Source organism: Flavobacterium faecale (assembly GCF_003076455.1).
Lineage (GTDB): Bacteria > Bacteroidota > Bacteroidia > Flavobacteriales > Flavobacteriaceae > Flavobacterium > Flavobacterium faecale.
Genome location: NZ_CP020918.1, coordinates 790,549 through 814,273 on the forward strand (window position 1 = coordinate 790,549; position 23,725 = coordinate 814,273).

At 36.0% G+C, this 23,725-nt stretch carries 15 protein-coding genes; 1 reads left to right on the plus strand and 14 read right to left on the minus strand.

The window, feature by feature from the left end; genetic code table 11:
* Window positions 1-131: 131 nt before the first annotated feature.
* The 4 genes from FFWV33_RS03425 to FFWV33_RS03440 form a co-directional block, all read right to left on the minus strand.
* Window positions 132-4,931: a DUF8202 domain-containing protein gene (locus tag FFWV33_RS03425; protein WP_159085968.1), complete on the minus strand. Its 4,800-nt coding sequence runs from the start codon at window positions 4,929-4,931 to the stop codon at window positions 132-134.
* 353 nt (window positions 4,932-5,284) lie between these two features.
* Window positions 5,285-6,325 (minus strand): aldo/keto reductase, encoded by a 1,041-nt coding sequence (locus tag FFWV33_RS03430; RefSeq protein WP_108739614.1) that lies wholly within the window; start codon window positions 6,323-6,325, stop codon window positions 5,285-5,287.
* A gap of 96 nt (window positions 6,326-6,421) precedes the next feature.
* Window positions 6,422-7,363: an OmpA/MotB family protein gene (locus FFWV33_RS03435; protein ID WP_108739615.1), complete on the minus strand. Its 942-nt coding sequence runs from the start codon at window positions 7,361-7,363 to the stop codon at window positions 6,422-6,424.
* Window positions 7,364-7,387: 24 nt separating this feature from the next.
* A complete protein-coding gene (locus tag FFWV33_RS03440; protein WP_108739616.1) occupies window positions 7,388-8,152 on the minus strand; it encodes an exodeoxyribonuclease III in 765 nt (254 codons plus the stop codon).
* 143 nt (window positions 8,153-8,295) lie between these two features.
* Here FFWV33_RS03440 and FFWV33_RS03445 point away from each other — a divergent pair, with 143 nt between their 5' ends.
* Complete coding sequence (locus FFWV33_RS03445; protein WP_108739617.1) at window positions 8,296-10,119, plus strand: GNAT family N-acyltransferase; 1,824 nt, start codon at window positions 8,296-8,298, stop codon at window positions 10,117-10,119.
* A gap of 80 nt (window positions 10,120-10,199) precedes the next feature.
* Here the strand turns inward: FFWV33_RS03445 and FFWV33_RS03450 are convergent, their stop codons facing one another.
* The 10 genes from FFWV33_RS03450 to FFWV33_RS03495 all read right to left on the minus strand — a co-directional run bounded on the left by FFWV33_RS03450 (window position 10,200) and on the right by FFWV33_RS03495 (window position 23,527).
* Entirely contained in the window at window positions 10,200-11,150 is a 951-nt protein-coding gene (locus FFWV33_RS03450; protein ID WP_108739618.1) for a 2-hydroxyacid dehydrogenase, read from the minus strand.
* A 203-nt stretch (window positions 11,151-11,353) separates the two neighbouring features.
* Window positions 11,354-12,133, minus strand: coding sequence for a pyrroline-5-carboxylate reductase (proC, locus tag FFWV33_RS03455; RefSeq protein WP_108739619.1), 780 nt, complete (start codon window positions 12,131-12,133; stop codon window positions 11,354-11,356).
* Window positions 12,134-12,208: 75 nt separating this feature from the next.
* Complete coding sequence (gene mgtE, locus FFWV33_RS03460; RefSeq protein ID WP_108739620.1) at window positions 12,209-13,561, minus strand: magnesium transporter; 1,353 nt, start codon at window positions 13,559-13,561, stop codon at window positions 12,209-12,211.
* Entirely contained in the window at window positions 13,542-14,330 is a 789-nt protein-coding gene (gene rsmA / locus FFWV33_RS03465; protein WP_108739621.1) for a 16S rRNA (adenine(1518)-N(6)/adenine(1519)-N(6))-dimethyltransferase RsmA, read from the minus strand. The genes mgtE and rsmA overlap by 20 nt, the downstream gene beginning before the upstream one ends.
* Window positions 14,331-14,512: 182 nt before the next feature.
* Window positions 14,513-14,824 carry a DUF4286 family protein gene (locus tag FFWV33_RS03470; RefSeq protein ID WP_108739622.1) on the minus strand — a complete coding sequence of 104 codons (312 nt, stop codon included), beginning with the start codon at window positions 14,822-14,824 and terminating at the stop codon, window positions 14,513-14,515.
* 87 nt (window positions 14,825-14,911) lie between these two features.
* Window positions 14,912-16,696 carry a tetratricopeptide repeat protein gene (locus FFWV33_RS03475; RefSeq protein ID WP_108739623.1) on the minus strand — a complete coding sequence of 595 codons (1,785 nt, stop codon included), beginning with the start codon at window positions 16,694-16,696 and terminating at the stop codon, window positions 14,912-14,914.
* A 67-nt stretch (window positions 16,697-16,763) separates the two neighbouring features.
* A complete protein-coding gene (gene serS / locus FFWV33_RS03480; protein WP_108739624.1) occupies window positions 16,764-18,035 on the minus strand; it encodes a serine--tRNA ligase in 1,272 nt (423 codons plus the stop codon).
* A 407-nt stretch (window positions 18,036-18,442) separates the two neighbouring features.
* Window positions 18,443-19,483 carry a T9SS type A sorting domain-containing protein gene (locus tag FFWV33_RS03485; protein ID WP_108739625.1) on the minus strand — a complete coding sequence of 347 codons (1,041 nt, stop codon included), beginning with the start codon at window positions 19,481-19,483 and terminating at the stop codon, window positions 18,443-18,445.
* 188 nt (window positions 19,484-19,671) lie between these two features.
* Window positions 19,672-22,476, minus strand: coding sequence for a chondroitinase-B domain-containing protein (locus tag FFWV33_RS03490; protein ID WP_159085969.1), 2,805 nt, complete (start codon window positions 22,474-22,476; stop codon window positions 19,672-19,674).
* A 223-nt stretch (window positions 22,477-22,699) separates the two neighbouring features.
* Window positions 22,700-23,527: a cupin domain-containing protein gene (locus FFWV33_RS03495; protein ID WP_108739627.1), complete on the minus strand. Its 828-nt coding sequence runs from the start codon at window positions 23,525-23,527 to the stop codon at window positions 22,700-22,702.
* Between the last annotated feature and the right edge of the window lie 198 nt (window positions 23,528-23,725).

A 23,725-nucleotide genomic window follows, 5' to 3' on the forward strand; every position in this document is an offset into this window, starting at 1 on the left:
AACGGCAAGCCGATTCACTTTCGATAAAAATTAAAATTAATAGTAAAAGCCCAAAACAAAACTGCTTTGGGCTTTTTACATTCTAAAACTACACCTACACTGCAGAGAATTCTTTTTTGTAGATTTTGGTCTTATTGTGTAATAATCTTAGTCGTGTACACTCCTTTATTGGTTTGCACTTTGACTACGTACACTCCCGCAGGTACCGAAAACGGAATTTGAATGGTATCGGCAACGTTATTTGTTTTTTTGGTATTTACCAATCGTTGCCCTAGTACATTATAAATAGTTACACTTATTATTTCTACATCATTATTTTTAGCGACAGTAACCGTCTTATTCGTATTGTTCGTTGAAACTATTACATTCGAAACTAGATCTTTTGGATTTGTAGTCTCTGTTCCTAGAGTAACCACCGCATTGGATTTGAAGCTCAACTCAAAACGTTTGGTATATACGCCTACCGCTAGAGTGATTTTTGCAGGTTGACTGGTGATGTCATAATACACATTATTCTCTTTGTCATGGATATAAACGTTTTGAGTCGATGGCAAAAACTCTTGCCCATCTACCATAAACGATATTTCGCCCGCTGTACCTACATTCACACCTAAGGCATAGGCTTTGTCTTGTTCGAAAGTTCCAACACCTTGCACAGAGAATTTTGAATTTTGAATTAAAAAATAAATATCATTTGCTTTTGTATCAATTTGAAAACCATCGTACCCATTGTCATATCCATCAGTTGCACTCTCGTTCATAAACCCAAGCAATAATTGTCTGTGCTCAGATGTGGTAGCATTAAAACCTAATCGTACTTTTATTTCGTTGTCAGAAAATAAAGCATCATTACCGTTATCTTTAAAATGACTTGTTTTTTGAGCCGTCATTCTGAACATAGTGTTTGATAGTGGGGCTGATAATTCGTCCACAGCGTCTTCTTTAACAAATGCTCGTTGGTTATTATCAAATTTAACCGTTGCAGAGCCACTTATTGTAGCTGCTCCCACAACAAAAAATCCTTGTCCTACTGGAATATATTGATACGGTATTTTGGCACTGTTACCTTCACTATAAATTCCTAGTGGCGCTACAGGAGGAGTCGCACCTGTTAGGGTAAGCGTTGCATATCCGCCCGTATAACCTGCTAGTACATGTGTAGCGTTTGCAGGAGAGTGCTCCCAGAAATACAACGTTCCATCAATAATATCTGTAGCATTATTACCTCCTTTGGCAACAGAAATATTATCTCTAATAAACTCATACCCATCAAGAGCCGAAGCATATGGATTACCGACCAAAAACAAACTACCTGGCACGATAGCCGCTCCAGCAATCGGTCCGTTGTATGGTTTACCTTTGAAAGTGTAATTTTGAGTAATCATATTGGTTGGATCTGGATCGCTTGATCCTTTTAAGATAAAACCTTGAGAGGCAATTGTACCCGTATCTTCTCTAAAACGTGACCATGCACCAGTAGCACCTGAGTTTTTAAATTTAAACAACCAGTAACGTGAGAGTGTTAATGGAGTATTACTACCATCATAACTATCAGTCCATACTATATCTTGCTCTGTCGCAGTAGTACCATCTTTAAATAAGTCTTTCACTATAAAGTCGGCATTGTTTGCTCCAGCAATTGGCCCTACAGGTGATGACCAATAATTAAAATTGTATTTGTTAATGGTACCTTGCTGGTCTCTTTTTATAAAACCGATACTTGCATTATCCAATTCACTGTTCATTGTTTGTACTAATTGTGAACGCCCTTTTAAATCAATTAATCCGTCTAGTTTTAAATAATGTGAAACGGCTATTTTTGAATTATTTGCTGCTGTCAAAGTTTTGAAAGTAGTTGCATCTGTACCTTCAACCACTAAGCCCAAAACGGTCTTGTTTCCTGATGAGATTATATTGTGTTTGATCGTAACAATATTTCCATCGACTGCTCTAGTAGGGTCAACAATTGACATATCGTTTGGCGTTATTTGTACTGCTCCATTTTTCCAGATTGTTTCATCTTCCCAAGTTCCATCTGCAATAGTTTCATAAGGCAGCGGTGCTGTTTGAGTCGTAGTAATATCTTTATTTTTACTTAAATAATTGATTCTTAAAAAATTTCTCTCATCAGTTAAACCTTCAACTGTAGAGCCATAGAAACTATTAAAATCATAATAGGCTTTTAAACTGTTCCAAGGAACGGCTGCCAACTCATTTTTAACAATCCCTTCAGGTAAAATTTTTCCCATTGCCATATTGGTAGCTCCTTTTTGAACTTCTTGATTCATTAAGTAATTCACTTGTGCTACTGTTAGGCCTATATCCCAAATAGAGACTTCATCAATTTCGCCCAAAAATGGTGTTCTTATGTCACTCTTGCTTATATATTTGGCACCGATAGAAAAACGAGCATAATTTGGAGTTGGATTGGTCAAATTGAAAACAGATACATCCAGCATTCCATCAATATATAAATGAGCACTACCCAAGTGATAGACAGCAGTTACATGATGCCATTTAAAATCCGGAATAGAAGTATTCGATACAAATTTTAAAACACCATCCCAATATCCTTCAATTTTGTTAGCCGCATTAAGTTTTAACTCCAAACTTAAACCTTTGCTTATGATGGTTCGTTGACCTGAACTATTATTTCTAATCCAGCAAGCGATAGAAAACGACCCACTATTTAAATTTAAAGCATACTCACCTACTAAGAAACTTCCAGAGGTCATGTTTACTAAACTTTTTGAACTAGTCTTTGCTGCTTTTCCAAAAGTAAAAAACTTCGTCCCATCAAAGTCATACCATGTTTGAAGGTTTCCGATTGCATCTGCTTTTAATGGAATAACATCGATAATATCAGTGTTACTAAAATTAGCATTATCGCTTACAATCAAAACATATTCTTCTGTAGCGGTTTTGGTCATCGTACTGAAAGCTGTAGCAGGCACACTCACAAACACATTACTTACGTCACCACCCTGCTCTACGATTTTCCAATTTTTATTTATTCTAGTGATCGAACTATTTAAGCCTGATCTCAAATACACGTTATTTGTTGTACCTGCCGTAAATGTTCCGTTATCAGATCCCCAGATTAAAAAATTTCTATCTGAAGAAAAATCATTAATATTTAATGAATTGGTTGTTTCAACAACTCCTAATCCAATAGTAACAACATTGACATCATTACTACTTTTTGATTGTTTTTGGTCTAAATCTGAAGCGGTATCTTTACCAATTCCTGCAATATTATAATTGAATCCCGCATTCACCGCCACATCCCAAATAACCCCACCAGCAGAATTTAGATAATTCTTGCTCGTTCCATTGACACCCATTGTGATTCCGTATTTTAAAGCCAAATAACTTTCAATCTTTGGACGATCTCCATCTGGAATTCTAGATGCATAAGACAAAACCTCGGCAACTCTACCATTAAGATCGCCCAATGCAGTACCACTATTGCTGTTTTTACCAATATTGTATGGTGTACCTTTGACAATATTAGGAGTTATAGAAGTGTCTAGATATCCAAGATTTTGGTAGGTTCTATTACTACTTACCAATGATCCAATGCTAGTTGTGTTGTATAGTAATTCGGTGCCATCGGTTACGGACGTACTTTTATTTCTACTATTTATCATTCCTGCCTTAGAATAATTACCTGAGCTACTAGCTAAAGTAAAATAGGATACTGATGCGCTTTTACCCCATTGATTCATCCATACTTTTTCTCCAGTCAATCGTGAAGTAAAATCTCCAAATCCAATACCACTCATTTCATCTGAAACTAAAGAAAACAAAGGAGCTGGAGCTGTCGTACCTGATATAATAGTCATAGCACCACCAATTGCAACATCGGGCTGTACTACCACAAAAGTTTCTTGTGTATAATACCCGTTGTCTACGTTTTCAAGGTATTGGCTTATTGTAGACCCATTATTCTCGAATTTAACTACAGGGTTGTAATTTATATTTTGTGACAAATCATCCACAAAGGTGGGTTGAAGCGCTACATTTGTTTGAGAAGCGTCTTTACCAAGTGACCCCAAATCTCTCCACAAGGGTACTTTGGATCCGCTGTCTAGAGAAATACCTCTATTGGCTTTTAACCAAAGCCTAAAATCGGCATTACCACCTCCTGGACCTACAACCGTAGCATCATACCCCTCACCTGCGATCGAAAAGGTATAATTTGGCGTAAGAGGATCTGAATTTGGAATTGTAATAGTGGCTGTTTTTAAACCAGTACTTGAAGGAGAAAATTTAACCGCAAAATAAGTAAAGGTGCGGGCTTGCAATGTACTTACATTTAAAAGAACAATCGAATAGTCGCTAGACGGCAGTATAGTTATAGGATTTATTGTTAGAGGACAGTTACCTGAATTAACAATAAAAAAATATCTATACTCGGATGATCCAATTCCTACCGTTCCAAATGCAGTTCCAGTTGTAGCCGTAGGCACAGACAAACCATTAGGCACAGCAGTAGTAGGTGAACCACCATAAACAGATATCAAAGAATTACCTGCAAATGTAACCGTAAAACTAAATGTTCCTAAATTGGTACCAATGGTCACAACAGCACTGTTTGAAGTACAACTATTAGTGTTTTTTCGAACAGAAAAAACACCTCCTCGTTCATATCTTCTTATATATGCATCGGAAATAAGAGGGCTAGACGATACTACAAAATTAGAGTTGCTAACATTTAAGCTATAAATATACAATACTTGATTTCCATAAAGTGCTTCGTTTGTAATCGTAAAATCTATTTCTTCAGATAATCCGTAGGCAACTGTACTACCATTTGCAACTGTTATACTTGGCATACCATAACTCACTTTCATTATAGCTTGAGAATATAACATACTTGTAAAAAGTATAAAAAGTGGAGCGATAAGTTTGAGAGTAATTTTTTTCATGTTATTTGAGTTTAATAGCATAGGTATGCTACAAAGGTATCTAACAAACATTCAAATCGAATAAAAAAAACCGATTAATGTCCTTTTTTATCGATTAAATACACTTTTAATAATTAAACATGTATTTTTTCTTACTCACAAAAACGTTAATCCAAACACAAAACTACGATTAAATACTGTTTATAACCGTTAAATTACACGTTTTAGTGTTTATGATAGTACTATTCTTATTTATTATTCAAAACAAACAAATTAAATGTAAATAGTACTCAAAGTAATTATGAATTTACAACAAAAAACCCAACTCAGATACTGAATTGGGTTTAAATATTTTAACCAATAAAAATATAAATTTATGGTGCCGGATTTGGAAACATAGCATGAATAGCGTTTATATCGTCTATTATATCATCACTAAGTTTGATACTAAAAGCTTCAATATTTTCTTTTAGCTGTGGGATTGACGTTGCACCAATAATTGTACTCGTAACATAAGACTGTTTGTTTATAAAGGCAAGAGCCAATTGCGTCAAAGTCAAACCATTTTTAATTGCTAACTCGTGATACATTTTGGTTGCCGCAACACTTTGCTCGCTGCTGTAACGATTGTACTGCGGAAACAAATTTAGCCTCGATTTTGGATGATTGCTTATCCCTTCTAAAAACTTGCCCGTCAAAACGCCAAAACCTAAGGGAGAGTAAGGCAATAACCCAATATTTTCACGATGACAAACCTCAGCTGATCCTACTTCAAATTGACGATTTAGTAGAGAATATGGATTTTGAACTGTAGAAATTTTTGGTAGATTATGGTACTTACTTTCTTCCAAAAAGCGCATCAAACCCCATGGATTTTCATTTGAGACTCCAATTGCTTTAATCTTCCCCTCTTTTATAAATCCATCAAGTATTGTGAGTACCTCATGAATATTATCTTCCCACTCATCAGATTGCACTTTAAAACCATGTTGCCCAAAATAATTTGTTTTGCGCTCTGGCCAATGTAGTTGGTACAAGTCAATGTACTCTGTTTGTAAACGTCTAAGGCTATGATCCAAGGCATACTTTAAGCTTGCAGGCGAAAAATCTACTTTGTCACGCATGTAGGTGAAATTTGGATTTGGACCAGCAATCTTGCTTGCCAAAATTACTTTTTCACGTTTTTTGGATTTCTTGAACCAGGTACCAATGATTTTTTCGGTGCTTCCGTAGGTTTCCTTATGACTAGGGATAGAATACATCTCGGCGGTATCAAAAAAATTAACCCCTTTGTCCAAGGCAAAATCCATTTGCGCATGTCCTTCAGCTTCTGAGTTTTGTTGACCAAAAGTCATTGTACCCAAGCAGACTTCGCTCACTTTTATAGTAGTATTCGGCAGTATATTGTATTGCATTTTTTAGATTTAGTTTTTTTTTTAGCAAAAGTATTTAAAAATAAAAAAAGGTTCAAAGAATATCTCTGAACCTTTTCTTAAAATTTAATGCTTTACTTAATTGATTTCATTCAGCATTTTCGAAATTTCATCCAATCTCGGAGTCAAAATAATTTCGATTCTACGATTTTTAGCTTTTCCTTCTGCGGTAGCATTACTAGCCAAAGGAGAAAACTCTCCACGGCCAGCAGCAGTTAGATTTTGCTTATTGATCATTTTGTTTTCACTCAAAATAGCTACGATAGCGGTTGCTCTTTTGGTAGACAAATCCCAATTGCTTGCAATGGGTCCCGATGCCACATAAGGATCATCATCTGTATGTCCTTCGATCAAAACTGCAATCTCAGGATTATCACCTAGTACCTTACCAACTTCTACAACTGCTTTGCGTCCTTCAGATCCTACAGACCAACTTCCAGACCCAAAAAGCAATTTGTTTTCCATGGACACATAAACTTTTCCGTTTTTTTGTTCTACGGTCAGTCCTTTACCTTCAAAACCATTTAAGGCATTAGACAAGGTTTCTTTTAATTTGCGCATGCTTTCTTCCTTGGCAGCGATCAAATTTTCTAACTCTTTCAAACGTTGTGCACTTTTATTCAAGCGTTCTTGCTCGATTGCCAGTGCTTTTGATTTGGCATCCAATTGTGATAATAAATCACGATTTTTACCCATGTTGGCTTGTAAAGCTTCACTACTATTTTTCTCCAATGCCTTGTACGAAGCATCAAGTGTACTCAACTTATCATTAAGAGCAGCATAGTCCGCATTTAGTTTCTCACGTTCTGCTTTTACTTTTGCCAAATCAGCATTCAAACCGTCACGATCCAATTCCAATTGATTCTTTGCTTTTAGCAGATTAGCATTCTCGTCAGAAAGGCTTCTGTTTTCTTTTTTAAGATCTGTATATTTATTTTCGAGCTCGTTGTATATCTTTTTTGAAACACACGAACTGGTCATTGCCAAAAGCAACAATCCCATAGAAACATTTTTTATCATCAAATTAAATTTAAATATTAGTTATTATTCTATTTCAACTACAATTGGACAGTGATCAGAATGTTTGGCTTCGGGCAAAATCAACGCTCGGGTAATACGCTCACGCAATGGCTCACTTACCAAACAATAATCAATACGCCATCCTTTATTATTCAATCTAGCCGATGGAAAACGCATTGTCCACCAAGTATAATTATCAGGTTCTTTGTTTAAATACCTAAAGCTATCAATAAAACCTTCCTTCAAGAAATCATCCAACCACGAACGTTCTTCGGGTAAAAATCCTGATGTTTTTTTATTTCGAATAGGATCATGAATGTCAATTGCTTCATGACAAATATTATAATCTCCGCAAATCACCAGATTCGGAATCTCCATTTTCAGTTTCGAAATATAAGCCTGAAAATCATCCATATACATAAACTTATGACTTAAACGCTCACTATTTGTTCCCGATGGTAAATACAAACTCATCACCGATACATCATCAAAATCTACTCTTATATTACGACCTTCAAAGTCCATGTGCTCAATTCCTGTGCCATAAACAACTTTCTTAGGTTCTGTTTTTGACAAAATAGCAACACCACTGTACCCTTTTTTGGTAGCAGGAAACCAATAATTGTATGCATAACCTGCAGCAACAAAATCTTCTAATGGGACTTGCTCTGGCGTTGCCTTAATTTCTTGTAAGCAAATAACGTCTGGATTTGCTTGTTGTAACCAATCAATGAACCCTTTAGAGATTGCGGCGCGTATACCGTTCACGTTATAGGATATAATTTTCATATGTATGCTGTTTTTTTTATTGTCTCAAAAGTACTAAAAAATAAAAAGGATGCCCCATAAAATACTAAAATAGAATTTCACAATAGTTGAATGATGGACTTTTTTTCTATCTTTGTTTTTCGCTCAAAAAATACTATAAAAACATGGGTTTAGTTACTGCCAAAGAAGTTGCGAAAGCTATCAATATTGAAAAATACGGAATTTTAGGAACTTTTTCAGGTTGGCTATTAATGAAAATTTTAAAGATTTCAACCTTAAACAAAGTATACAACAGAAACAAGCATTTAAAGGACATAGATTTCTTAAACGGTATTGTTGATGATCTACAAATTAAGTTCGAAATTCCAGAAGAAGATTTAAAAAGACTACCAAAAGACGGCGCTTATATTACCATTTCAAACCACCCTCTTGGCGGAATTGATGGTATGTTGTTATTGAAATTAATGCTTGAAAAAGAACCAAATTTCAAGATTATTGCCAATTTTCTTTTGCACCGCATTGAACCGATGAAAAAGTACATCATGCCCGTAAATCCTTTTGAAAATCATAAGGATGCAAAATCGAGCGTGGTTGGAATTAAAGAGACGCTTCGTCATTTAAGCGACGGAAAACCTTTGGGGATTTTTCCTGCGGGAGAAGTATCAAGTTACAAAGACGGACAACTTATTGTTGACAAACCTTGGGAAGAAGGCGCTATAAAAGTCATCAGAAAAGCACAAGTACCTGTTGTACCTATCTATTTTCATGCTAAAAATAGCCGATTATTTTATTTATTATCGAAAATTAGCGGTACCCTTCGCACTGCCAAATTACCGTCGGAGGTTTTTAGCCAACGAAATAGAGTTATAAAAGTTCGAATAGGAAAACCAATCTCTGTAAACGAGCAAAACGAACACAAATCAATCGAAGCGTATTCTGAATTCTTGCGAAAGAAAACATATATGCTTGCGAACCCTTTCGAAAAAGAACAAAAATTAATTCCAACTCCTAGCCTTAAGTTACCTAAGAGTCCTAAGCAAATCGTAACTGCTGCAAACTCTGACACAATAATTAGTGAGGTAAAAGCCTTGAGAGATACCGATTGTCGTTTGCTACAAAGCAAAAACTACGAGGTATTTTTTGCAGATGCGAAAGAAATTCCAACTATTCTACACGAAATTGGTCGTTTGCGCGAAATCACCTTTAGAGAAGTAGGTGAAGGGACCAATGAATCTATTGATTTGGACAAATTTGACAAATATTACCACCACTTATTTCTTTGGGATGAAGATGCTAAAAAAATTGCCGGTGCTTATCGAATGGGTTTGGGTTCTGAGATATTCCCAAAACATGGAATTGAAGGATTCTATTTGAATGAATTATTCCGTTTTGAACCAGAATTGCACGATATGATGGCCAAAACTATCGAAATGGGTCGTGCCTTCATCATTAAAGAGTACCAACAAAAACCAATGCCTTTGTTTTTACTTTGGAAAGGAATTATACATACTACGCTACGTTTCCCTGAGCATAAATATTTGATGGGTGGTGTGAGTATTAGCAACCAATTTTCTGATTTCTCAAAATCGTTGATGATTCAGTTTATGAGATCCAACTATTACGATCCATATATTGCTCAATATATTCATCCAAAGAAAGCATACAAGGTAAAACTTAAAGATGCTGATAAGGATTTCATCTTTAACGAAACCGAAGCCGATCTAAATAAATTTGACAAAATAATTGACGAATTGGAGCCAGGAATCCTACGATTACCTGTATTGATCAAAAAGTACATTAAACAAAATGCAAGAGTTGTTGCCTTTAATGTCGATCCATTGTTCAACAATGCTATTGATGGCTTGATGTACATACGAGTAGAAGATATTCCAGAGAGCACCATGAAACCCGTTATGGAAGAATTTCAAGCAGAATTGGAAAGAAAACTAAACGAAAAAGGAGAACATGAACATGACTCTGAACTTTAATAGAAAAGGCCTCGAACATTTCGAGGCCTTTTCTATTTAGGAATATAATGTATCAAAATAATACTAACAACAGTCTTATTTTAATTTGCGTATTTCGCCTTGATTTTATCTACAATTACTTGCGCCAAACGTTCGTGACTCTCGAATGTCCAACCTGCTACGTGCGGTGAAAGAATAACGTTAGGAGCGTCTAACAAATATTGGAAAGCCTCGGGCGTATCGTTTTCTTGAAAAAGAGTTTCAAAAGATAGCTTTTCGTATTCCAAAACATCAAGCCCTGCTCCTAGCACTCTATTTGACTTCATGGCAACCACCAAATCTGACGTAACTATATTTTTACCCCTTGATGTATTCATGATCCAAAATGGTTTGGCAAAACCATCAATAAACGCCTTGTTTACCATACCGTCTGTATCAGGCGTCCATGGAAGGTGCAAGCTCAACACCTCAGCTTTTTGTTGTAATTCGTCCAATGAAACTTGCTTGCAATTTTCGTCACCTACGCCATCAACAATATCATAACAAAGAACATCAACATCAAAACCTCTTAGTTTTTTGGCAAACGATTTCCCCATATTTCCATAACCTATGATCCCAACAGTTTTACCATCAAGTTCATGACCACGATTACTCTCACGGTTCCATTGGCCAGAACGTATTTCGCGATCTGCTTGGTTAAGATTATTAAACAATGATAAAATCATCCCTAAAGTATGTTCTGCAACAGCATTCCGATTGCCTTCGGGTGCCGCAATGAGTGTTATGTTTTTTGTTGTGGCATAATCACAATCAATACTTTCTAGGCCCGCTCCCACACGAGCAATAAACTGTAACTGAGTTGCTTTATCCAAAAAAGCTTTATCAATTTTAAAGCGACTACGAATGACGATCCCTTGATAATCCTGAATTTTTGCTTCAATTTCTTCTTTCGAAGACGAAAAATCCTCATGATTTATAAAACCAGCAGCTTGCAATTGCTCCATCATGATGGGATTATTGCTATCGATATGGAGTATTTTAATAGTATTCATGTTTTTTAACTACTCTTATTATTAAGTTACAAAGGCGCTAAGTTTCTAAGTTTATTTTCGAATGATAATTCTCTATTTTCTTAACTTTCTGATGAAAACGTGATTGCATTAGGGATTGAAGCGGCATCCTTTTTTGGGGCTTTTTCTGCCCCAAAAAAGATATAGCAGAAAGCCCGACCCTTTTTTGGGTAATGCCCTACTTATTATTTTCCTTTGATTTGTTTCAAAGCCGATTTGATTCCGCGAATTAACGAGGAACTAAAACCATGTGATTCCATTTCGCTTAAACCAGCAATGGTACAACCTTGTGGTGTAGTTACTCTGTCAATCAATTGCTCTGGGTGTACTTGCTCTTGCATAAGCATCTCAGCGGCTCCTTTTACGGTTTGTGCAGAGATAGCCAAAGAAGTTTTCCAATCAAAACCGATTTCGATTCCTGCCTGCATTGATGCACGCATATAACGCAAGGCAAAAGCTGTACCCGAAGCAGCTAAAACGGTAGCAGCATCCATTAATTTTTCGTCAATTACAGGAGCAGTTCCTAATCCTTCAAACAAGGCAACGACTTCTTTACCATAAGTTGCTTTATCGTCTTGAAAAGTGATACAAGTTGCTGATTCTCCAAATTGTGCTGCAATATTTGGCATTACACGAATGGCATGATTCAAAGGTCCAATTTTGTTTTGTAATTTTTCAATTGACAATCCGCTTACTGCCGAAGCAATGATTTTGTTTGAAATTGCTGGTAAAATTTCGGCCAAAACCAAATCCACTTGATAGGGCTTAATGGTTAATAGTATCACATCTGCTTCCTGGATATTGTGTTTATTGTCCGAAGAAACTGTGATTCCTAATTCCTCCAAATGTTTGATATTGGCAACAGAGCGTCGTGTAACGGTAACCTGATTTCCTTCAGTAAATTTCGCAATTCCTACTGCTACAGAAACGCCTAGGTTTCCTCCTCCAATAATATGTATTTTCATGATGGTTGTATTTCTTTAGCACAATTCTTTCAATAAAAAATCAGAAACGAATTGATGGCTGTTATTTTATATTTTTTAAAATCCTAAAATCAATCTTGCAATAGAGAAGTAAATCAATATTCCGCAAATATCGTTACTAGTAGTGATAAATGGTCCTGTTGCTAGAGCGGGATCAACCCCAAACTTGTCCAATAGTAAAGGCACAAATGTTCCTATTAAAGAGGCAATCACAATCACAGACATTAAGGCACAACATACCACAAAGCCAATAACCATAGGCTCTCCAAGTAGAAAATAACTACCTAAAAATAGGATAACGGCCAGAATACCTCCGTTTAATAAACTTAACGAAATTTCTTTAATCAACCTTTTAAACAACGAACCACTCAAGGTATCGTTTGCCAAACCCTGTACAATAATGGCAGACGATTGTACGCCTACATTTCCGGCCATTGCGGCTATAAGTGGTGTAAAGAAAAATAATTTTCCGTGTTGCAACATAGCTCCTTCAAAAAGGCCTAGAACTCTTACGGTAATAAAACCACCCAAAAGCGCTAGTACCAACCATGGCAAACGCGCCTTGGTTAATTCAATAATACTATCATCTGCCTCAACATCTTTGGAGATACCCGCAGCAAGTTGGTAATCCTTGTCGGCTTCGTCTCTAATTACATCAATAATATCATCAATGGTAATTCGACCTACCAATCGACCCATGGCATCAACAACCGGAATAGCTTCTAGATCGTACTTTTGCATGATACGCGCCACTTCAACATCTTCGGCATCTACGCTCACAGAGGTTACATTGTTGATATATATTTCTGAAATTTGCGCTCTTGTAGAAGTCACTAATAAATCTTTGAGTGACAAACGGCCTTTCAAACGATTTTCGTCATCGACTACGTATATGGAGTGCACGCGAGAAACATTTTCGGCTTGGGCACGCATTTCTTTAACACAAGTCAGTACGTTCCAATTCTCGTTTACCTTGACAAGCTCTTTCCCCATGAGTCCACCAGCGGTATCTTCATCGTATCGAAGCAGGTCAATGATATCTTTGGCATGCTCAATATCATCCAATTCAGAGATTACCTCTTCTTTTTTGGCTTGAGATAACTCAGCGATAATATCTGCCGCATCATCGGTATCCAACTCGTCCAACTCTTCGGCAATCTCTTTGGCCGATAATCTGCTCAAGATATTTTCACGCAAATCATCTTCTAGTTCCAGAAGAATTTCGGCTGTTTTCTCTGAATCTAATACCTTAAAGATATAGGTTGCTTCGTCAAAATCAAGTTCGTCTAATATTTCGGCTATATCGGCATGGTGCATGTCATTCAACAAAAACTCTAGTTCTCTGTCGTTTTTATCTACAATATGTTTCTCTAGTTCGAGTATTAACTCTTTACTGATTTTGAACTCCATCGGCTTCAATTTTTTGTGTTAATTCTATAAAATCTGCTACGCTCAATTGTTCGGGTCTTAGGTTAAAAACCATGTCTTCGCGCAAGCTGTCAGACAAATTTAAGGTTTTCAAACTGTTTCGCAACGTCTTTCGTCGTTGTTGAAAGGCTGTTTTTACCACTGTAAAAAACAATTTTTGAGCACAAGGCAAACTATAATCTGCTTTTCTACGCAAACGCAGCACACCCGATTTCACTTTTGGCGTTGGATTAAAAACTTCGGGCTCTACAGTAAACAAATATTCTGCATCGTAAAAAGCCTGCACTAGCACTGACAAAATACCATAGGCCTTTGTTCCTTTCTTTTCGCAAATGCGCTCAGCTACTTCTTTTTGAAACATTCCCGAAAACTCTGGTACTTGTTCTTTGAATTCTAGCATTCGAAAAACAATTTGAGTCGAAATATTATAAGGGAAATTTCCAACGATAGCGAATTGTTTTCCAGCAAAAATTTCATTGACATCATATCTCAAAAAATCTTTAGAGATAATTTTATCTTTCAATTTCGGATAATTAGCATCCAAATATTCCACTGACTCTGTATCAATTTCGACCACATAAGTCGTCACTGGCTTGTCTAATAAATATTTGGTCAACACACCCATTCCTGGGCCTATTTCCAATACATCATCATACCCCTCTAAACATAAGGTGTCTGCGATATCTTTGGCAATACTTTCATCTTTTAAGAAATGCTGTCCGAGATGTTTTTTTGCTTTTACTTTTTCCATTTTTTATATTTTACCACGGAGACACTAAGGCGCTACGTTTTTAATTTAATATGTCTTTTTGCCGATAAGGCCAAAAAACACAAATTATTTTAATTCTACATCTGTTTTCCCGCTAAAAAACTAACCATACTAAGTCACAAAGACGGAAAACTGAGACTGGCAACCGCCACTAAAGCCTTATTTTAATGTTCTGATATCACTTCTAATTCGGTACGGAAAATGAGCATTTTTTCTCCAAACAATTTTTGCCCTTCAGCTTGAAACGTTCCTGCATTTTCTTGGTAATATTTATCCAAAGTCTCTTTACTGTCTGTAGTGTATTGAACAGAGTATGTTACACCGCCCATTTCTTCTTCGACTAAAACACGCACTAATCTTGCCGAAACAAATTTGCCCGTCGCAATCATTTCAGGAATGTGTTTGTGTTGCATCCATATCATCCATTGGTCGTGAACGCTCTCGTGTATATTTGTGGTAACATTGTATATGATCATAATAAGCCCCCTAACCCCGCCGCGGCGGGGAATTCCTATTAGGGGTCAATAGGTTTTTATTTGTTATTATATTTAATTCTGTGCTATTTACGGAAGTATATTGGTATCACCCCTCAATATCCTAAAGCTTTTTCTGGCCTCTACAAAATAGATACTATCTTGGTGATCAAACAATACTTTCTCATACAAAGGTTTTGCTCTTTCTGGCTCTTTTAATTTTTTATTATAAATTTCTGCCGAAAAATACAACGCTTCATCTATGTAAATTCCGTCGCTGTGTTTGTCGATTATTGTTTGATATTCGCTCAATGCCAGTGGAAAATTTCCTAATTTTTCCTGAATTTTCCCCAATCGCAATAAAGCTACACTTTCTATTTCATTTCCTTTAAAATTCTTCAAAACCAATTGAAATTGTGCAATTGCCTCCTCATTTCTATTTTGATACAATAAGTAATCGCCTTTTGCAAACTCCTTCAATGCTGTTTGGGTTGAATCTGCCACGGTATTATCGTTAATAAGCAAAAAATACTCTAAGGCATCATTGGCAATCAATTGCGTACTAGCCGATTTCAGCTCTTTGAATTGTTTTAATGCCCAGGTAAAATCAGCTTTAAAATAACTAGTTTTGGCAGCTTTCAAACTAGCTTCGTGCGCTAGGACATCATTCTTTAAATCCAATTCGATTTGGGAATAATACAATAATGCTTGATTAAATTTTTGTTCGAATAATAAAATATCAGCCAGCTCCATTTTTGCATCCGCTTTTTGATAGTCATTCAATGGCAAATCCATCGCTTTTTTGATAATTGCTCTTGCTGCTTCAGGTTTATTTAAATTAAAAGCTGTAAAATGTGCCTGCATCAACTGCAAAGATAAGCTAAAAGGCCCGATTTCATATTCTTTCAGCAAGGCTTCTAGCTCCGTTTGAATCATAGGATAATCCTTGGGCAGTGCTTTGTCAATTTTCATTTTCATCAAATACAAATTGGCTTGCAGAAGTAAATCGCGATCTTTGGCATTTTCTAATACGAATTGAAGCGCATTAATCGCTGTATCATTATCCTCCTCTTCAATACACGTTTGTGCCAGATTAACTATGTTGGACAACGAGATAGGATTGCGTTTGTAGATTGCTTTTTCTTGGATGAATGATTTCGAAAATTCCTTTTGTTGCATATAAAACCAACTTAAGTATTGATTCCAAAAAACATCTTGGTTTTTTTGAACCCGCACAATCAATGCTTTTCGAAGCAAATCACTGAAAGTAGATTCTCCTTCGCCAGTCATATAGCGTGACATTTGATTCTGAATCAAAACTTCATTTTGTGGGTTCACGTAGGCTTCTTCTAAGAAAGTGTCTACCATTTTCTCCATATTACCCATCTGACCATATAGTAGCCCTTTTTGATAGTTAAAGGTAAGATTTGGCATTTTTATCTCGGCGGCTTCATATGCTTTTAGGGCGTAATCAAGTAACACTTTTTTTTCAAAAGTTGCCGCAACACCATACACTTCGTAGGGATTTTGATTTATTCGATCAAGAGCTTGATCGTAGAATGCTTTTGCTTTGCTTTCGTTTTTTTGTAATTGGTAATTGTATCCCATTTCAACCAAAACACTAGCTTGACGGTATTTATTTAACTGAATCGCAATGGCTTTTTCGGCTACATCAAATTGTTGTAACTGTTGCAGGCAATCTACCGTTCGAACAAAATACTGTAAATTTTGCGGCACCGATTCAAGTAGTTCTTGGTAACTAATTTTTGCTTTTTCGAAATCGCCCTTGTCGTAGTAATATTGCGCTAATTGTTCGTTTTGTGCAACACTACACAACGAGAATAATAGGGCAATAAGTAGCAATAGCTTTTTCATTAGTATAAAAATAAAAAAAACAATTTTCAGTCACAATGAAATACTGCGACTGAAAATTGCTTCCTATTTAATTGATGATATCAAATCCACAGTAAGAGCGCAGGGCTTCTGGGATAACGATTCCTTCTGGTGTTTGGTAATTTTCTAAAATTCCGGCCAAAACTCTCGGCAATGCCAATGAACTTCCGTTTAAGGTATGAGCCAATTGGTTTTTTCCGTCTTTATCTTTAAAACGTAACTTCAAACGATTGGATTGAAAAGTCTCAAAATTAGAAACAGAAGAAATCTCTAACCAACGATCTTGTGCCGTTGAAAATACTTCAAAATCATACGTCAATGCAGAAGCAAAACTCATATCACCGCCACAAAGACGAAGAATGCGGTACGGTAATTTTAATTCATCTAAAATTCCTTTAATGTGCTCTACCATTCCGTCAAGTGCTTCGTATGATTTGTCAGGGTGCTCCACTCGTACAATTTCGACCTTGTCAAATTGGTGCAAACGGTTCAATCCTCGTACATGCGCACCATAAGATCCTGCCTCACGACGGAAACATGGCGTGTATGCGGTTGTGAGCACCGGCAATTCGCTTTCGCTCAAAATTACATCTCTAAATATGTTTGTAACTGGTACCTCGGCAGTTGGAATCAAATACAAATCATCTGTAGCATCATGGTACATTTGCCCTTCTTTGTCTGGCAATTGTCCTGTTCCATAAGCAGAAGCTTCGTTCACCAAATGCGGTACTTGAACTTCATTGTATCCTGCAGCTGTATTTTTGTCTAAAAAATAATTGATTAAGGCACGTTGCAAACGCGCTCCTTTGCCTTTGTACACAGGAAAACCAGCACCCGCAATTTTATTACCTAGTTCAAAATCAATGATATCGTATTTTTTTACTAACTCCCAATGCGGTTGCGCTCCTTCGTGTAAAGTAGGAACCGTTCCTGCTTCAAAAATATTTAGATTTTCTTCTGGTGTTTTTCCAACCGGCACGATATCGGCAGGCAAGTTTGGAAGTGTATATAATTTTTCGGTTAATTCGGCTGCCAAAGCATCTACAACTTCAGCAAGTTCTTTGCTTTTTTCTTTTAGAGAAACCGTTTTTTCTTTTAGAATAGCTGCTTTTGCTTTCTCTCCGCTTTTCATTAATCCACCTATGTCTTTGGATAATTTATTAGATTCGGATAAGATGTTGTCCATTTCAACTTGTGTAGCGCGACGTTTTTCGTCCAGTGCTACTACCTCTTCTACCACAGTTTTGGCATCCATATTCTTTTTTGCCAAAGCTTGGATTACTTTCTCCTGATTCTCTCTAATAAATGCAATTTGTAACATAGCTTAATTTTTATAACTCTAGTTGTTCTTTTTGATAAAGTAAGCAAATTTAAGGATTTGTTTCATATAAAGTAGGACAATATGAAAAACTTCAAATCTATCTAGTTTTATAGCGATTTGAACCATAAAAGGACAGTTGATATCTTGTGGTCCTTTGCGAAAAAAGGAACTCGGATTAAACAGATTCGCTAGCGCGAAGACACAGATAAAAACAGATTTTCTTTTTTTCGAAAATGACAACTTTTTCTATTTTCTACTTAGATAAAAAGAGACCCGGATTAAACAGATTAGTTAGCGCGAAGGCTTGGATCAGAAGCGATTTTATACTTAAAACTGAATTTGCCGAAAACTAAAAAAGATCCTCAGTGATGAGGATCTTTTGATATAATTTTAAAAACTAAATAGTATTAGTTGATAACGATTTTTCTAGTGCTTGTTTTACCATTTTCGGTAATTTTCATGATGTAATTCCCTTTGATGATTGTAGAAACATCTACCAATCCAGAAGTTACTTCTTTTGACAATACTTGTTTACCTAAAACATTGTAAATTACTACTGTTTTAACGTCACCGCTATTGCTATTGATAAATAATTTTCCGTCTCTTACTGGATTTGGATATACGCTTAATCCTTGGATGTCATTTTGAGCAACGCTAAGATTTGCACCAGTAACAGAAGCCCAAGTAGTACCAATTCTAAGCTCGTCTAAATCTAAATTTGGTGTTTTTGCGTTTGAATCTTGTCTAATATAAATTCTATCAAGATTAGTTCTGTTGCTTCCGGTAGTACTACTAAGTAACGGACTTGGTTCTGTACCATTAATTACAGGGTTTATCCACATTTTTGCAGTAGGAGTAGCAGCGTCAAAAGTATTGCTAACGACTACCATATACGTTGTACCAACAGTAATCGCAGTATTATCCCAAACCACATTACTAACTGTAGAATCTAAATCTAAACCAAAATTGATAACACCAGCAGCTGTCATTCTAGAAAAAACACATGCTCCGTAATTTGTATTAGCCGTATTTGTGCTACTTTGTTGACCTGAACTAATAAACTGAACAGGACTAGCAGTTGGAAAAGTGTCATAAAAATTGGCGGTTCCAGAACCTGCATTAATTCGTACTAGAAATGAATAGTAAAGGGTACCAGAAGTTGTATTAGTAAAATACTTGATAGGGTCTGAATTCCCTCCGCTGATATTTACAGCATTTCCTGTTGCACCTTTTGCTCCTGTGATAAAACTATCTAAACCGTCAACAATAATATCATCTACGGTACTAGTTGTTGCATTTGTCCAATTTCCTGACCCTACTAAAGCATTACCAATTGGATAATCAAAACCATCATAATAAGGCAAAGTTGATACATTTGATGCGTTTTGTGCATTTGATTGCAAACTAGCAAAAGCTAAACCAGCAAATAAAAGTAATTTTGTTTTCATAATAATTAGTGTTTAAGTTAGTTGTTTTATTTGGTACTCCAAATTGGTTACCCAATCTGCGATACCAAATATAATGCAATTAATTAATAATAAAAAAATGTTATTCGTAAAAAAGATGAATTTATCGACTAGATTGAATAATTTGTTGTATTTACTTACTATTCTACATATGACAGTAGAGGAACATCTTAATTTTTTATCATAATCTTCTTGTTTCCAACTGTTTTATTAAATTCATTTATTAATTTCAAGAAGTAAATGCCCGAAGGAAGGGTAGCAACATCAATTGAATAATATGCCTCACCTTGCTCTTTAAGATTTTCATTTAGAAGTATTTGTCCATTACTATTGGTCAAAATAGCTTTAGTAGCAGTGACACCCTCTTTTGGATACACATACATTACTTGTGAAGCGGGATTTGGGTACAGTAAAAAAGCACTATTTAATACGTTATCTTTAACCTTTAAAGCAGCTGCTTTGCCATAGAATTCAATTTCAGATATGGTTGTGTACGAGTTCGAATTATTTCCTCGTCCTACGATTTTTACATATCTCGCTACATTGGTAAAGGAGTAGCTTTCGAAAGTAGTTGAGGCTGCAGCAGCACTTTGAATACGCACAGGAGTAGAATAGTCAATTCCGTCTTCAGAAAATTGAATATCATAAAAATACCATTTTGTAGTCGATCCAGTTGTTGCAATTTTTATAGTCTCTAGTGTAAATATAGATCCTAGATCATACACAATTACACCCGTATCTTGATTATCTGACCATCTTGTTGCTGCATTTTTATCCAACGAGTTAATGGCATAATTAAAATTAGTACCTCCTACTTGTTCAGAAGTAGCTGTTGCAGTAACAGGATTTCCATTGCTACCAGAATTAATTAGCACAGCTCCTGAAGGCACACCTTCTTGAACAATACTCACATTTACAGGCGATAAGCCAGCACCTGTCACCGAAATTGTTCCCGTTCTAGAAGTTGTTGCAGTATTGGAGCTTGCTGTAACTGTAATCATACCGTTACTATTACCCGAATTTGTGTTTATTGAAAACCAACTCGCAGTACCAACGCTGGCTGTCCAACTTACATTGGACGTAATTGTTGCCGTTTTTACCTCTCCTGCTGCACTAAAATTTGAAACAGAAGACACAGTCAAAACAGGCCCGACTTGTGTAATTGTAATCATTACAGGATCTACTCCTTGTCCCGTTACTGTTAAAATCCCTGTTCTTGTAGCTCCTGACGGATTGGCTGTAGCGGTAATCCCAATGGAACTATTACCCAAACCTGAATTTGCACTAAGCGCTAGCCAACTACTATCTACAGTAGCAGACCATGCCAAATTGGTAGTAACTGTAGTTGTTTTGGTTTCTCCAGATAATTCAAAACTTGTTACAGGAGACAATGTAAGAGGCACATTTTCATAAGCCAATGGACCAACCGTTGCTGCAGTCATAGGCAAATAACGCACTGACGCTGTACTATATTGATCAGCTCCTGGATTACTTGTAGCAGGTCTTGATTGCCCCTCTATATCCTCATCATTTACTATAGCATTTGTATTGGAATATAATGGAGTAGTGCTAGAAGACTTCCAAGTACTTGTTGCAGCATCAAAAACCAAATTAGGATTTTCGACAATAACCTCATTAGGACTTGACAAGGTCGTGGTGATTCCGCCAGAGATTAATGTGGCAGGAGAAACCGGGTACATTAAATTATTGGACCAAGTTATGGCACTCCCTTGGTCTTTACCATCAACGATTTTTACAAGACTATTTCGGTCACTTGTGATTAAATTATTAGCAATCGTAATTTGATTAACGGGTTTGCTATACGCTCCGTTGTTGCTAAAACCTATTTCGATACCTTGATCATTGTTCACCAAAGTATTATAAGCAATTACCACACGTTCTGCTCTAAAATGATTACTCAACGTATTATTATTTGGACCATCAATGTCGTCACCTTGCGTAATTGTTATAGGAGCATCCCACTTGGTACCATTTAATCCTTCAAAATAATTATTGATAATCACATGATCTGTTCCATACACACGCATACCACCTGTATACAACTTTGTCGTTCCGTCGGGAGCCAAGCCAATTGGACGTCCATTTCCAAAAAAGTAATTCCCCTCTGCCCTATTACGATTTCCATGTCTAAAAGACAAAGTCCCATAATTTCCTCTAAACGTGTTGTGTCTTATAATATTATCACAGGATTTAACGGATAGCACTTCAGGGTCCCCATCACAATTTTCGAATAAATTATATTCTACCGTAGTAAAACCACTAGATTTGGACATGTCACTCCAGCCTACACGTACGGACTCCTGCTCATTGGTAGCTCTTGGAGAATTATCTTTAAAATGATTGTGATCAATTACATCATATTGGGACTGTACTTTGGCATTGGTTCCATCAATCGTAATATAATGTCCTGGTAGATTTTTTTCTTTAAAAATATTATGATCAACACGATTGTGGTGACTCAAAAATTGATACGGTAGAGTGACATCATCATAAACACCTCCAATATAAACCCATTTTACCGATGAGACGCCGTCAGAAATAGTAAGTTTGAATATATTTCTAGTTACTCGTACATTATTACTTCCTTCAAACTTAACAATGGTACTTTTACCAGTACAGTTAAAATTAAAGCCTTCAAGAATAATATTTGCTGACTTTTTAAAGGAGAAATAAGAATCTCCCGTAAAAGTAACCCCTCCAACCGATTGTGGTTTAATGATAATTGGCTTATCTGCCGTTGCGTTTACCGAGGTCGTTGTCACTTTGAAACCTGAATAACTTCCATCTTTTACCAAAAAGGTTCCGCCTGTGGATCCAGCGGCATTTACAGCCGTTTGCAAAGTACTCGCACTAGTGTATACCGTTTGTGCGACTGAAACATTTAAAAATAGAATAGCAGTTAAAACCAAAATTGGTTTCAACAAACTACTCTTCGTCAAAGTAATTTTTTTCATTTTAGTATAATTTAGGTTGGTTAGCAAGCATTGGATAACCATTTTGGTTAACCAATAATAATTCAAATATAAACATTACAGCGAACCAAGCAACATTTCTTTATAAAAATCACAAAACAAACAATAACAACAACTTAACACAACAAAAAAAATCCAAACCACCTTTACAGCAATTTGGATTTTGATTTATTAGAAGTATAAATTCTTGAATCTACAAACTTTTTTACTTTTTATCTTCGCTCACATTATGCGTTTTTAACCATTCTTCTCCTTTACTATCCATGAAAAAATCCATCCAAACATAATACAAAACATCATCTTTTTCAACAGAAACAGAATGCATCGATCCCAGCGGAATATGCAATAATGAATATTCAAGCAATGGTCTTTGAGCATCATCTGCATAAACTATGATATTATTTTTTGAAAGCCCTAAGAATAATTGCTCCAACATAGGATGTTTGTGAGCTCCTACTTTATCAGGTCCTTTGGTTTGTACAGTTCCCATTGCTATTCTTGGAATAATCTTGTTAGGCATAATGGTGCGGCTGATCGTATTTGGACTTTTTATAGGCTCTGTGTAAGGCCTACAGTCTTCAAACTTTGCATAATAAACCTTTTGCGTATTTTCTATCGGAAACTCATTCAACTCTACAAGGTCTTGCGCAGAAAGCTTAGTAACGATTTTTAAGTAATGAAGCGTATCGTTCTTAGCGGTTTTGATTGAGATGCTCTTTGCTACATTAGGTAATAAGATAGTTTCTGGAACAATTTCATATTTTATATTCATTGTCTTTACCGTTCCTTTGCCTTTAAAAAACAGATAAATAGATTTGTATCCTTCATTGGCATCATCCACAATTGATTTGTTGCCCGTAAGCGCGATATGCTCTACTTGTATTCCTTCTATTTCGTTTTGTAGAATAAGTTTAGAATACTTTTGTGTATTATTTTCTAACTGTATAATTAATTTCTCAACCGGAATCTCTTGCGCTTGAAGTGCTGTAATGAGCGATAGCCCTACTACTATAGTAATAATTTGCTTTTTCATTTTTATTAAATTTTATTTATAAATAAAACCGGAAGTAATCTGATCGTTCTAAACCACCTAATAAAGATACGTTTAGAAAATAAAAAAGATATACCGATCTGAATTTCGGATCGGTATATCTAAAAAAAACTAATTTAATCAACTAATGCTATTTTCAAGGATAAAATTATCATCCTATAAGCGTTTATAGTTTGTTTA

Excerpts from the sequence above, each read along its gene's own strand:
- FFWV33_RS03425 (WP_159085968.1), bottom strand. The coding sequence starts at position 4,931 with ATGAAAAAAATTACTCTCAAACTTATCGCTCCACTTTTTATACTTTTT.
- FFWV33_RS03430 (WP_108739614.1), bottom strand. The coding sequence starts at position 6,325 with ATGCAATACAATATACTGCCGAATACTACTATAAAAGTGAGCGAAGTC.
- FFWV33_RS03435 (WP_108739615.1), bottom strand. The coding sequence starts at position 7,363 with ATGATAAAAAATGTTTCTATGGGATTGTTGCTTTTGGCAATGACCAGT.
- FFWV33_RS03440 (WP_108739616.1), bottom strand. The coding sequence starts at position 8,152 with ATGAAAATTATATCCTATAACGTGAACGGTATACGCGCCGCAATCTCT.
- FFWV33_RS03445 (WP_108739617.1), top strand. The coding sequence starts at position 8,296 with ATGGGTTTAGTTACTGCCAAAGAAGTTGCGAAAGCTATCAATATTGAA.
- FFWV33_RS03450 (WP_108739618.1), bottom strand. The coding sequence starts at position 11,150 with ATGAATACTATTAAAATACTCCATATCGATAGCAATAATCCCATCATG.
- proC (WP_108739619.1), bottom strand. The coding sequence starts at position 12,133 with ATGAAAATACATATTATTGGAGGAGGAAACCTAGGCGTTTCTGTAGCA.
- mgtE (WP_108739620.1), bottom strand. The coding sequence starts at position 13,561 with ATGGAGTTCAAAATCAGTAAAGAGTTAATACTCGAACTAGAGAAACAT.
- rsmA (WP_108739621.1), bottom strand. The coding sequence starts at position 14,330 with ATGGAAAAAGTAAAAGCAAAAAAACATCTCGGACAGCATTTCTTAAAA.
- FFWV33_RS03470 (WP_108739622.1), bottom strand. The coding sequence starts at position 14,824 with ATGATCATATACAATGTTACCACAAATATACACGAGAGCGTTCACGAC.
- FFWV33_RS03475 (WP_108739623.1), bottom strand. The coding sequence starts at position 16,696 with ATGAAAAAGCTATTGCTACTTATTGCCCTATTATTCTCGTTGTGTAGT.
- serS (WP_108739624.1), bottom strand. The coding sequence starts at position 18,035 with ATGTTACAAATTGCATTTATTAGAGAGAATCAGGAGAAAGTAATCCAA.
- FFWV33_RS03485 (WP_108739625.1), bottom strand. The coding sequence starts at position 19,483 with ATGAAAACAAAATTACTTTTATTTGCTGGTTTAGCTTTTGCTAGTTTG.
- FFWV33_RS03490 (WP_159085969.1), bottom strand. The coding sequence starts at position 22,476 with ATGAAAAAAATTACTTTGACGAAGAGTAGTTTGTTGAAACCAATTTTG.
- FFWV33_RS03495 (WP_108739627.1), bottom strand. The coding sequence starts at position 23,527 with ATGAAAAAGCAAATTATTACTATAGTAGTAGGGCTATCGCTCATTACA.